The organism is Lonepinella sp. BR2271, assembly GCF_051851515.1.
Lineage (GTDB): Bacteria > Pseudomonadota > Gammaproteobacteria > Enterobacterales > Pasteurellaceae > Lonepinella.
The window spans coordinates 219,038-231,923 of the sequence record NZ_JBPDVF010000001.1; the positions used below are offsets into that span (position 1 = coordinate 219,038).

General features: G+C 41.5%; 11 protein-coding genes. 9 read left to right on the forward strand and 2 right to left on the reverse strand.

Features of this window, described 5'->3' with window-relative positions; translation table 11 throughout:
- Positions 1-125: 125 nt before the first annotated feature.
- Positions 126-1,637 carry a lysine--tRNA ligase gene (lysS, locus tag ACTG7X_RS01070; RefSeq protein ID WP_439256708.1) on the reverse strand — a complete coding sequence of 504 codons (1,512 nt, stop codon included), beginning with the start codon at positions 1,635-1,637 and terminating at the stop codon, positions 126-128.
- Positions 1,638-1,711: 74 nt separating this feature from the next.
- Positions 1,712-2,810, reverse strand: a protein-coding gene (gene prfB / locus ACTG7X_RS01075) for a peptide chain release factor 2 (RefSeq protein WP_439256709.1) whose coding sequence is annotated in 2 segments (ribosomal slippage) — positions 1,712-2,734 and positions 2,736-2,810 — 1,098 coding nt in all. Because the reading frame shifts where the segments join, the coding sequence is not laid out codon by codon here.
- A 159-nt stretch (positions 2,811-2,969) separates the two neighbouring features.
- On the opposite strand from prfB, the gene dsbC reads away from it, so the two are divergent.
- From dsbC to ACTG7X_RS01120, 9 genes are all read left to right on the forward strand, one after another.
- Positions 2,970-3,659: a bifunctional protein-disulfide isomerase/oxidoreductase DsbC gene (gene dsbC, locus ACTG7X_RS01080; RefSeq protein WP_439256710.1), complete on the forward strand. Its 690-nt coding sequence runs from the start codon at positions 2,970-2,972 to the stop codon at positions 3,657-3,659.
- A gap of 66 nt (positions 3,660-3,725) precedes the next feature.
- Positions 3,726-5,450: a single-stranded-DNA-specific exonuclease RecJ gene (gene recJ / locus ACTG7X_RS01085; protein WP_439256711.1), complete on the forward strand. Its 1,725-nt coding sequence runs from the start codon at positions 3,726-3,728 to the stop codon at positions 5,448-5,450.
- A gap of 4 nt (positions 5,451-5,454) precedes the next feature.
- Positions 5,455-6,168: a thiol:disulfide interchange protein DsbA/DsbL gene (locus tag ACTG7X_RS01090; RefSeq protein ID WP_439256712.1), complete on the forward strand. Its 714-nt coding sequence runs from the start codon at positions 5,455-5,457 to the stop codon at positions 6,166-6,168.
- Positions 6,169-6,870, forward strand: a complete 702-nt coding sequence (locus tag ACTG7X_RS01095; protein WP_439256713.1) for a 5'-methylthioadenosine/adenosylhomocysteine nucleosidase — start codon at positions 6,169-6,171, stop codon at positions 6,868-6,870.
- A 135-nt stretch (positions 6,871-7,005) separates the two neighbouring features.
- The gene (gene metC, locus ACTG7X_RS01100) at positions 7,006-8,202 is read left to right on the forward strand and encodes a cystathionine beta-lyase (protein WP_439256714.1); all 1,197 of its coding nucleotides are present in this window, start codon (positions 7,006-7,008) and stop codon (positions 8,200-8,202) included.
- A gap of 183 nt (positions 8,203-8,385) precedes the next feature.
- Positions 8,386-8,643, forward strand: a complete 258-nt coding sequence (gene ptsH / locus ACTG7X_RS01105) for a phosphocarrier protein Hpr (RefSeq protein ID WP_439256715.1) — start codon at positions 8,386-8,388, stop codon at positions 8,641-8,643.
- 112 nt (positions 8,644-8,755) lie between these two features.
- Positions 8,756-10,483 (forward strand): phosphoenolpyruvate-protein phosphotransferase PtsI, encoded by a 1,728-nt coding sequence (gene ptsI / locus ACTG7X_RS01110; RefSeq protein ID WP_439242032.1) that lies wholly within the window; start codon positions 8,756-8,758, stop codon positions 10,481-10,483.
- A gap of 69 nt (positions 10,484-10,552) precedes the next feature.
- A complete protein-coding gene (crr, locus tag ACTG7X_RS01115) occupies positions 10,553-11,053 on the forward strand; it encodes a PTS glucose transporter subunit IIA (RefSeq protein WP_439242030.1) in 501 nt (166 codons plus the stop codon).
- 212 nt (positions 11,054-11,265) lie between these two features.
- Positions 11,266-12,861, forward strand: a complete 1,596-nt coding sequence (locus ACTG7X_RS01120) for an L-lactate permease (RefSeq protein WP_439242028.1) — start codon at positions 11,266-11,268, stop codon at positions 12,859-12,861.
- The last annotated feature ends 25 nt before the right edge of the window (positions 12,862-12,886 follow it).

The following is a 12,886-nucleotide window of genomic DNA, read 5'->3' on the forward strand; positions in this document are numbered from 1 at the left end:
ATCATCCTAGCATAACGACAAAACCGAGCTTAAACGCTCGGCTTTTTATGTATCAGATAAATGAAAAAACGCACTTTGAATACAACGGTATCAAAGTGCGGTGAATTTTCTAGGTTTTTTGGTTTTTATGCTTTGTTCTTCATCGCTGGGAACAAAATCACATCACGAATTGACGCAGCGTTAGCAAATAACATCGCCAAACGGTCAATGCCTAATCCCTCACCTGCTGTTGGTGGTAAACCGTGTTCAAGGGCAACCACGAAGTCATCATCTTTAAACATCGCTTCATCATCACCTGCATCTTTCGCTGCAACTTGCGCATCAAAGCGTTCCGCTTGATCTTCCGCATCGTTAAGTTCGGAGAAGCCATTACCAATTTCACGACCACCAATAAAGAGTTCAAAACGATCGGTCACTTCAGGATTGTCATCATTACGGCGTGCCAATGGTGAGATTTCCGCTGGGTGAGCCATTAAGAATGTTGGCTGAATTAAGTGATGTTCTGCCACTTCTTCAAAAATCGCATTAACGATAGAACCTAAGCCCCAAGATTTTTGTACTTCAATACCTAGTTTTTTGGCAACAGCTTTAGCACGATCGAAATCATAAAGATCGTCTTTTACAATGCCTTTATCTGCACCGTATTTAAGCACTGCATCGTGCATGGTAATACGCTCAAATGGCTTGCCGAAATCAAATTCGTATTCGCCGTAAGGCACAATCGTGGTACCCAGAATATCAAGGGCTAATTTGCGTAGCAATTCTTCGGTGTTATCCATTAAATCGTGATAGTCTGCGTATGCTTGATAATATTCTATCATGGTAAATTCAGGATTATGGCGTACGGAAACGCCCTCATTACGGAAGTTACGGTTTAATTCGAATACTCGTTCAAAACCGCCCACGACTAAGCGTTTTAAATAAAGCTCAGGGGCAATACGTAAGTACATATCAATGTCTAAGGCATTGTGATGGGTGACAAATGGACGTGCTGCCGCACCACCAGGAATCACCTGCAACATGGGGGTTTCCACTTCAATAAAGCCTTTACTCAGGAAAAATTCACGCATGCCTGAAATGACTTTAGAACGAATAATAAACGTGCGGCGAGAATCTTCGTTCGCAATTAAATCTAAATAACGTTGACGATAGCGGATTTCTTGATCGTTTAAACCGTGGAATTTATCCGGTAATGGGCGTAATGCCTTGGTTAATAAATGTACTTCTTTAGCTTTAACCGTGAGTTCATTGGTTTTGGTTTTAAACAATGTGCCTTTGACACCAACGATATCGCCTAAATCCCACTGTCCTACGTCCTCTTTGTAAACGCCCTCAGGTAAATTATCACGTGAGATATAAAGCTGAATTTTGCCACTCATATCTTGGAGCGTAATGAATGTCGCTTTGCCCATGGCTCGGCGAGTCATGATACGGCCTGCCACAGCTACTTCAATATCCTGAATTTTTAAAATTTCGCCATCTTTGTAGTCGTGCCAATTGTGTAGCTCTTCTGCTAACGCATTACGGCGGAATGTGTTAGGGAACGCATTGCCTTTTGCTCGTAATGCTTTTAATTTTTCACGGCGGACGGCCATTTCACCATGAAAATCCAGTTCTGTTGTTTGTTGTTCTGACATATTGGTTACCTTTTAAATATTGATTATGTTTTTTGGGCGTATGCAATACGCCCCTACAATTTTTATAAAATAGATTACAATCCCGCCTTTAGGCTTGCTTCAATAAAACGATCTAAATCGCCGTCAAGCACCGCTTGGGTATTGCGATTTTCCACGCCAGTGCGTAAATCTTTAATCCGACTATCATCTAATACATAGGAACGAATCTGACTGCCCCAGCCAATGTCGGATTTGCTTTCTTCCAAGGCTTGTTTATCAGCATTTTTCTTCATCATTTCCATTTCATACAGCTTGGCTTTGAGCTGTTTCATACATTGATCTTTGTTTTTGTGTTGCGAACGGTCGTTTTGACATTGCACCACAATACCGCTTGGAATATGGGTAATTCGCACCGCACTTTCGGTTTTATTCACGTGCTGACCACCTGCTCCCGAGGCACGATACACATCAATGCGTAAATCCGCTAGATTGATGTCAATATCAATATCATCATCAATTTCAGGGTAGATAAACGCCGCCGCAAAAGAGGTATGACGGCGATTATTACTATCAAACGGGCTTTTGCGCACTAAACGGTGAATGCCAGTTTCTGTACGTAACCAGCCGAAAGCATATTCGCCAGACACCTTAATCGTGGCTGATTTTAGCCCTGCCACATCACCATCAGACACTTCCATTAATTCGGTCTTAAAGCCTTTCGATTCGGCCCAACGTAAATACATACGTAATAACATTTCTGTCCAGTCTTGTGCTTCTGTCCCGCCTGAACCTGCTTGTAAATCTACATAACAATCGCAACTGTCGTGTTGACCGCTGAACATACGTTGAAATTCTAATTTGGCTAACTGCTGTTCTAATTCATCAAGTTCTGCAACGGCCTCGTTAAAGGTTTGTTCATCTTCGCCCTCAATAGCTAATTCTAACAATCCGTCAACATCTTCCAAACCTTGATCAAGTTTTTTTATCGTGTTTACGACTAATTCAAGGGCAGAACGTTCTTTGCCTAAGGCTTGGGCTTTTTCAGGTTCATTCCAGACTTCAGGCTGTTCCAATTCGGCATTGACTTCTTCTAGCCGTTCGACTTTAACATCAAAGTCAAAGATACCCCCTCAGCACCTGAGTGCGTTCGGCGAGATCGGCGATTTTGTTTTTTACTGGGTTAATTTCAAACATAATAGGATTTCTTTCATATCGTAAACCCTGAATTATAGCCTATTTAGGGGCGATTGTGTAGTAGTTGAAACAGTCTGTTATCGGTTAAATAGTTAAATTCAATAGAAAGTTGTGATAAACTAGGCGACGAATTTTAATGATAACCATGGAAAGTCAAAAATGTACAAAATTTTCACCGCCGTTTTGCTCTCATCTGTCGCAGTATATGCAGCAGCCGATAATAACGCAATTATTGCCAAGTTGAACAAAATGGGCGTGCAACAAGTTGAAGTTAAAGATTCGCCGATTTCAGGTCTAAAAATCGTGAATACGGAAGAAGGTATTTTATACGTGAGTGAAGATGCCAATTATGTGTTACATGGTAAATTGTATGAACTCACCGATAAAGGCCCCGTAGACGTGTCAGCCAAAGCCTTAATGGGTACTTTAGAAAGTTATAAACAAGATATGATCATTTACCCCGCCAAAAATGAAAAACACGTGGTGACGGTATTTATGGATATTAGTTGTTATTATTGCCATAAACTCCATGAACAAATTAAGGCTTACAATGAGTTAGGCATTACCATTCGTTATTTGGCGTTCCCCCGTCGTGGTGTGGCGTCAAACGATCAAGTGGCACAACAAATGGAGGCGATTTTCACCGCCAAAGATCGGGTTCAAGCATTAAATGATGCGGAACAAGGCAAGTTGCCAACGCAGTTGAAAACACCGAATATGGTGGCTAAACATTATAAATTGGGCGTGGCATTGGGCGTACAAGGTACACCGGCGATTGTCACTGAAAATGGTGAAGTGATCGGTGGTTATTTAGAACCGAAAGCATTGTTAGCTGAATTAACTAAATAAGCCATAACCTAGGGTGCAGCGCATGAATGCACCCTACAATGATTAATTAATAATAACAATATTCCCGTGAATAAAATCATTCAAAGAAGAACTGTACCAACAGGTTCGCCTGTTTGTGATAATCCCTTATTAGATCGTTTATATCGCTCCCGTCATATTCAAAACGCACAACAATTAGATCGCACGTTGCAATCAATGTTGTCGCCACATTTACTATCAGGCATGCAAACTGCGGTGCAATTATTGGCAGATTCTCGTGATAAAAAAATCGTGATTGTGGGGGATTTTGATGCGGACGGGGCGACCAGTACGGCCTTAGCGGTATTGGCGTTGCGTCAACTGGGTTTTACGGATGTCAACTATTTAATCCCCGATCGTTTTGAACAAGGCTACGGCTTAAGCGTGGCGGTGGCGGACATGGCATGCCAACAAGGTGTGGAGGTGTTGATCACGGTGGATAATGGCGTGGCCTCTTTAGAGGGCGTGGCCTATTTAAAACAACGTGGCGTGAGCGTGGTGATTACCGATCACCATTTGCCGGCGGAACAACTGCCTTGTGCTGATGCCATTGTTAACCCAAATTTAGTGGGCTGTGATTTTCCCTCTAAGTCATTAGCGGGTGTGGGCGTGACCTTTTATGTGATGTTGGCGTTGCGTGCCAAATTACGTGAAATGGGCGTATTTGACAGTAAAACCCAACCGAATTTCACTGAATTATTGGATTTAGTCGCTTTAGGCACCATTGCGGACGTGGTGCCGTTAGATCAAAATAACCGCATTTTGGCTTATCAAGGCTTGTTGCGAATTCGGGCTGAACATTGCTGTTATGGCATTCGTGCTTTAGCGGAAGTGGCGAATAAAAATATTCATCAACTCACCGCCAGTGATTTAGGTTTTTCCATTGCGCCTCGTTTAAATGCGGCAGGGCGATTGGATAATATGTCCATTGGGGTGGAATTGCTGTTAAGTGACAACATGGAACAGGCGAGATCCTTGGCGTTGGAATTGGATGAATTAAACCAAACCCGCAAAGAAATCGAGCAAGGCATGAAATTAGAGGCGTTAGAAATTTGCCGAAAATTAACCGCACTTAACCGTGAAAAACAACTGCCTTTGGGCGTGGCACTGTATCAATCGGATTGGCACCAAGGCGTGTTAGGCATTGTGGCCTCACGTATTAAAGATCAATTTCATCGCCCCATTATTGCCTTTGCACAAGATGGTGATGACGTGTTAAAAGGTTCCGCCCGTTCGGTGGAGGGCTTGCATATGCGTGATTTATTAGAACGGGTTCATCAACGCCACCCAGAGATGATTTTAAAATTTGGCGGTCATGCCATGGCGGCGGGGTTAAGTATTCGAGCAGAATTATTTGAGCAATTTCAACGCAGTTTTAATGAGGTGGTCACCGAATGGTTAGGTGATGAAGAATTACAAGGTACCTTGTGGACGGATGGCGAATTGCCCTCCTCTTTGTTCAATCTGCAAACGGCCGAAACCCTCAAACAAGCCGGCCCTTGGGGACAAGCCTTTCCGGAGCCGGTGTTTGATGGCGAATTTAAGATTTTACAACAGCGCTTAGTGGGTGAACGTCATTTAAAAATGTTATTAGAACCGAAACAGGGCGGACAACTGATTGATGCCATTGCTTTTAATGTGGATACTCGTTATTATCCTGATCAGTCGATTAAATGCGCAAAATTAGTCTATAAATTGGATATTAATGAATTCCGAGGCAATCGGGATATTCAATTATTAGTGGATTATATTGAACCGGTCATGTTAGTGTAACATTATGAAATATATTGCTTTGTTATTTTTATTATGTTGGAATGCGACGGCGTGGGCGGAAGAAAACCCCGTGCCATTGGCGTCCCATAGTGAAGATCAGGCGACGGAGATGGCCGTTGAGCAAGCCGATAACAATGCGGAACCTTTTCAAGACGGCAAGGATTATTTTTCTTATAGTACGCCAGTGAATGTTCAGTTAGAAAAAGATCGTGTGAGAATTCAATCTTTTTTTGCTTATGATTGTCGAACTTGTGTGAATGTGCAAGATATTCTTACCCTCTATAAAGAGCTGAATGCGGATAAGGTGAATTATGAAGAATATCCGATTGCGACAGATGATGTCCTTTATAGCGCCCAAGTTTTTTATAGTTTACATCAATTAAAACGTGATGATGTGTCCGATCTCTTATTATTTGAAACCACGGACGCAACACGTTATACCGAATTGGCGAAATGGGATAATTTGTTAGCTTGGTTACAACAAAATAATATTGATCCTCAGCAATTTGACGAGATTTTTTATGCGAATCCAACCATTAAGTTAGTCAATTCAGCGATTGCTCGTACGGAAAAATATGGCGTATTCACCTATCCTTTTGTGGTGTTGGATGGCAAATATGTTTTAACCATTAGCACACTTTATAATGATGATTACACCTTTGCGGTGCTTGATTATTTGGTGAATAAATTAATGAACAACAAACAAAACGAGAAATAAATGAAGATAGGTATTGTTGGTGCCATGGCACAAGAAGTGGAAATCCTGTTAGGGTTAATGACCGAAAAAACAGAAACCAAGGTCGCAAGTGCGGTGATTTTTGAGGGCAAAATTGCGGGCAAATCCGTGGCGTTAGTCCAATCGGGCATTGGTAAAGTGGCGGCAGCGATTGGCACAACAGCTTTATTGCAAATGGCTAAACCTGATGTGGTGATTAACACAGGATCGGCCGGTGGCGTGGCCACAGGGCTAAACGTCGGGGATATTATTCTTTCCAGCGAAACCGCTTATCATGATGTAGATGTGACGGCCTTTGGCTACGTAAAAGGGCAGTTGCCCGCTTGTCCACCTCGTTTTATTTCTGATGAAAAATTGACCGCACTTGCAGAACGTATTGCACAACGTATTTCACAACAACAAGGCCATTCAGTACAACGTGGCTTGATTTGTTCGGGCGATAGCTTTATTGCAGGTGGCACAGTGTTAGCGCAAATAAAAGCGGATTTTCCAGCGGTTTGTGCGGTGGAAATGGAGGCGGCGGCTATTGCGCAAGTCTGTCATAGTTTTGCCGTGCCATTTGTGGTGGTGCGTGCCATTTCTGATGCGGGGGACGGTGAGGCCAGTATGTCTTTTGACGAATTTTTACCTTTGGCCGCAAAAATGTCCTCACAAATCGTATTAGGCATGTTGGCAGAGTTATAAATCAAGTAAATCGTCCCCTCTCCCTTTGGGAGAGGGCTAGGGTAAGGGTAAAATTGTGGTTAAATAACGCTTATCCAAACCCTCATCCCAACCCTCTCCCTGAGGGAGAGGGGGTAAGTAAAAGGAAACAATAACATGAGCAAAAAACATTCATTAGCAACCGCCTTAGTGCATACAGGGCGAACTAAACGATTTACACAAGGCGCAGTTAATCCAGTGATTCAACGGGCGTCTTCTTTGGTTTTCGACAGTTTGGCCGACAAAAAACAAGCCACGATTAACCGAGCCAAACAAGCCTTATTTTACGGACGTCGTGGCACCCTTACCCATTTTGCATTGCAAGATTTGATGTGTGAAATGGAGGGCGGGGCGGGCTGTTATTTGTATCCTTGTGGCGCCGCAGCCATTACTAACAGTATTTTAGCTTTCGTAAAAAGCGGTGATCATATTTTAATGTCTGGCGCGGCCTATGAGCCTACGCAAGATTTTTGTCATCAAATGTTGAAAAAAATAGGGGTGGAAACCACCTTTTATGATCCCATGTGCGGTGCAAAAATTGCCGATTTTATGCGTCCGAATACGACGGTTGTATTCCTTGAAACCCCAAGCTCATTAACCATGGAAGTGCCGGATGTACCTGCGATTGTGCAAGCGGTGAGAGCGGTGAATCCGGATGTGGTGATGATGGCGGATAATACGTGGGGCGGTGGTATTTTGTTTAAAGCCCTTGAACATGGCATTGATATTTCCATTCAAGCAGGCACCAAATATTTGGTTGGCCATTCGGATGCCATGATTGGTACAGCGGTATCGAATGCGCGTTGTTGGGATCAGTTGCGTGAACATTCCTATTTAATGGGGCAAATGGTGGATGCTGATACGGCTTATATGACAGCTCGAGGCATTCGTTCGTTAGTCGTCCGTTTTAAACAGCATGAAGAAAGCAGTGTGAAAGTCGCCATGTGGTTGGCGGAGCAACCTGAAGTAAAAGCGGTTTATCACCCCGCCTTGCCAAGTTGCCTAGGTCATGAATTTTTTGCTCGTGATTTTGTGGGTTCATCTGGCTTGTTTTCTTTTGAGTTAAAACAAAAATTAACGCCACAGCAACTTTCTGATTTTATGGATCATTTTGAATTATTTAGCATGGCCTATTCTTGGGGCGGCTTTGAAAGTTTAATTTTATATAACCAACCCGAAGACATTGCCAAAATTCGCCCAAATATTGACCGCACTTTAAGCGGGACGTTGATTCGTGTGCATATTGGTTTTGAGTCCGTGGATGAGTTGATCTCAGACTTAAAAGCAGGGCTGAAACGATTAAACTTGGGCTAAATATTAATAATTCGTTAACATTTGGCGGTTATTTATACTATCTCACTGTTATTTTTCGATTTTCATCAATTTTAGCGTGATTCCATCGCATTAATCGCTTAGAATAAGACAATTTACTATGAAACCTAATATATCGGGTTAAATAGTGTTCTTTTTTATTATCATCAAAAAGAGGGAAACATCATGTACTCAAAAGACGTTGAAATTACCGCAGCAAGCGGTTTACACACTCGCCCAGCCGCTCAGTTCGTAAAAGAAGCGAAAGGATTTAGTTCAGATATTACGGTGACTTCTGCGGGTAAAAGTGCAAGCGCAAAAAGTTTGTTTAAATTACAAACTTTAGGTTTAACCCAAGGTACAGTGATTACCATTTCTGCGGAAGGTGAAGATGCACAAGCCGCTGTGGATCATTTAGTGGCATTAGTCCCTACTTTAGAATAATTTTAGTTTAGCCATATACATTTTCTTCTCTTCATGGATTTATTGCATTAAGAGAAGTGGGATGTTGTGGCTTTTATTTTATTACCCTTTCATTTTAGTCAGAAGGTAAATTATGATTTCAGGAATTCCAGCCTCTCCAGGTATTGTTTTCGGTAACGCACTCGTCCTTAAAGAAGAAAAAATTGTGCTTGATATGCACAAAATTACAGATGATAAAATTGATGAAGAAATTGCTCGTTTTTATCAAGGACGCACGGACGCCGTTGAACAACTTAGTTCTATTCGTGATCGTGCATTTAAATCCTTAGGGGAAGATAAAGCCGCCATCTTTGAAGGTCATTTGATGATCTTAGAAGACGAGGAATTGGAAGAAGAAATCATTGATTATTTACGTTCAAATAAAGTCAATGCCGCCGTGGCAGCGAGCAAGATTATCGATCAGCAAGTGACCATGTTGTCTGAAATTGATGATGAATATTTGAAAGAACGTGCGGGCGATATCCGTGATATTGGTAATCGTTTGATTAAAAATATTCTCGGCATGAAAATTGTGGATTTAGGCGATATTAATGAAGAAGTGATCTTGGTCGCTTATGATTTAACGCCATCTGAAACAGCACAATTAAATTTAGATAAAGTGTTAGGTTTTATTACGGATATTGGTGGTCGTACTTCGCACACGTCCATTATGGCACGTTCTTTGGAATTACCGGCGATTGTCGGGACAAATAATGTCACTGAATTAGTTAATACAGGTGATTTTTTAGTATTAGATGCGGTGAATAACCAAGTATTAGTTAATCCAACGCAAGCTGAAATTGACTCGTTAAAAGCGGCACAAGAAAAATTAGCCGCCGAAAAAGCCGAACTGGCTAAATTAAAAGATTTACCGGCCATGACATTAGACGGTCATCGTGTGGATGTGGTGGCCAATATTGGAACCATTCGTGATTGTGATGGTGCGGATCGTAATGGCGCAGAGGGTGTTGGTTTATACCGTACCGAGTTCCTATTTATGGATCGTGATCAGTTACCAAGCGAAGAAGAACAATTTATCGCTTATAAAGAAGTGGTTGAAGCCATGAATGGTCGTCTTGTGGTATTGCGTACCATGGACATTGGTGGTGATAAAGAATTACCGTATTTAAATTTACCTAAAGAAATGAATCCATTCTTAGGTTGGCGTGCGATTCGTATTGCGTTAGATCGTCGTGAAATTTTAACCGCACAATTACGTGCCGTGTTACGAGCCTCCGCCTTTGGTAAATTAGCGGTGATGTTCCCAATGATTATTTCGGTGGAAGAAATTCGTGAGCTGAAATCTGTTATTGAAACCTTGAAACAAGCATTACGCAACGAGGGCAAAGCCTTTGATGAAAATATTCAAATTGGTGTGATGGTGGAAACCCCATCAGCAGCGGTGAATGCCAAATTCTTAGCCAAAGAAGTGGATTTCTTTAGTATTGGTACCAATGACTTAACCCAATATACCTTAGCGGTTGACCGTGGTAATGAAATGATTTCTCACTTATACAATCCATTAGCACCGTCGGTGTTAGGCCTCATCAAACAAGTGATTGACGCCTCTCATGCGGAAGGCAAATGGACGGGCATGTGTGGTGAATTAGCCGGTGATGAGCGAGCGACTGTCTTATTGTTAGGTATGGGCTTAGACGAATTCAGTATGAGTGCCATTTCTGTGCCAGCCATTAAGAAAATTATTCGTAACGTCAATTATCAAGATGCCAAAGCATTAGCAGAGCAAGCGTTACAACAACCAACTGCGGTGGAAATTGAGAAATTAGTAGACGATTTCTTAAAAGAAAACGCATTTAACTAGATACAAAGCAAAGATTTTGGGTTAAAATACGCAAAATCTTTGTTCATATAGCAAGCAGGAGAGTAAAAAATGGGATTTTTTGATAAATTATTTGGTGCAAAAGAAAGTCACGCTGTTGAAGTGGAAATCTATGCGCCACTTTCAGGTGAAATTGTGAATATTGAAGATGTACCAGATGTCGTTTTCTCTGAGAAAATTGTTGGTGACGGTATTGCAATTCGCCCAAACAGTAACAAAATTGTAGCACCCGTTGATGGTGTGATTGGTAAAATCTTTGAAACCAACCATGCGTTTTCAATGGAATCTAAAGAGGGCGTTGAATTATTCGTTCACTTTGGTATTGATACCGTGGAATTAAAAGGTGAGGGCTTTACCCGTGTGGCTAAAGAGGGTCAAACCGTTAAACGTGGTGATACGGTGATTGAATTTGATCTTGCTTCATTAGAACAAAGAGCAAAATCTGTGTTAACCCCAGTGGTGATTTCTAATATGGATGAAATCAGCCATATTAGTAAAAAAGTGGGTGATGTGGTTGCCGGTGAATCGGTGGTTTTAGTATTGAAAAAATAATACGATATTATTTATTTAAAGGCTCGTCATTGGCGAGCTTTTCTATTTTTAACGCCGTAAAAATCAATGTATAGCGATAGATTGAATGTAAAATAAGCGATTGTGTTGTAAAAATGTAACGTAGATCACAAATTTGTAACTTTCTTCTGTTTTTATTTTGAGATTCTTATAGAATACCTGACCTATTTGCCGTGTTTTTTAGAGAGGTTTCTATGGCGTTATTTTTAAGTATTTTTCCTATTGCATTGCTCATTTATTTAATGGTTAAACGCAATCCTGTTCCGTCCTATATTGCGTTGCCAATGATTGCAATATTGGTTTATTTAATTAAGGTTTTTTATTTTGATGCTGATTTAGTGTTGGTTAACGCCAATGTAGTATCGGGCTATCTTTCCACCTTAGTGCCGATTACGGTGATTTTCGGTGCGATCTTATTCCACAGAACCTTGGAAGATTCTGGTGCTATTAATACCTTGCGTAAATGGTTAGCCACCATCAATCCAAATCCAGTGGCACAATTAATGATTATTGCATGGGCCTTTGCTTTTATGCTTGAGGGCGCCAGTGGTTGGGGTACACCGCCTGCTATTGCAGCGCCGATCTTAATTGGTTTAGGGTTTAAACCGTTCCGTGTGGCTTGTTTAGCGTTAGCCATGAACTCCATTCCTGTGTCTTTTGGTGCGGTAGGTACGCCAACGTGGTTTGGCCTTTCGCCACTCAATTTGCCTGCTGAACAAATTCTTGAAATCGGTGGCATGACAGCGTTAATCCATGCCGTAGCCGCTTTAGTGATTCCTGTGATTGCGTTATTATTTGTGGTAGAGTGGAAAGACGTTAAACGTAACATTATTTTCGTTTACATCAGTATTCTTTCTTGTGTGGTTCCCTATGTATTACTGGCACAATTTAACTATGAATTCCCCTCATTGGTGGGTGGGGCAATCGGTTTATTAATTTCCATTGCCGTGGCTAATTTTGGCATTGGCTTAGTGAAAACGGAGGCTTCTGAGTATGCAGCAGCCGTGACGAAAGGTGAAGTATTTAAAGCATTATCGCCAACCTTATTGCTTATTACGTTGTTAATTTTAACTCGTTTACCGCAATTACCTTTTAACGCCATGATTCAAGATAAAACACCATGGATCAATGCGTCATGGGGCTATTTAGGTGATTTTGCGATTACCAAAGGTTTAGTGTTTTCATTAAGTAATATTTTTGAAACCGGTGTATCGGATAACTACCGTTTACTTTATGTACCGGCGTTAATTCCGTTTGGTGTGGTATCATTACTGACTTTCTTCATTTATCGTTTAAGTGTAAAATCCGTACACCAAATTGCCATGCGCAGTATTAAACAAGGTATTCGACCATTCTGGGCCATGTTTGGTGCTTTGGTGATGGTGAAATTAATGACCATGGGTGGTGACAGTTCAATGGTGAAAATTATCGGTACAGGTTTTGCCAATGTTGCCGGTGAATCTTGGACCTATTTCTCTGCTTACTTAGGGGCTATTGGCGCATTCTTCTCTGGTTCAAATACCGTATCTAACTTGACCTTTGGTGGTGTACAAATTTCAACCGCAGAATTAGCCGGCTTAAATGTTTCGCTTATTTTGGCTTTGCAATCTGTGGGCGGTGCCATGGGGAATATGATCTGCGTAAATAACATTATTGCGGTAAGCACCATTGTGAATTTACCGAACCAAGAGGGTGAGATCTTGAAGAAAACAGCGATCCCAATGTTTATTTATGGCATCATTGCGGCACTGGCAGCGACCTTTATTGTGCCAATGTTCTATTCGATTTAACAAAATAATAATTTATAAGAGAGGT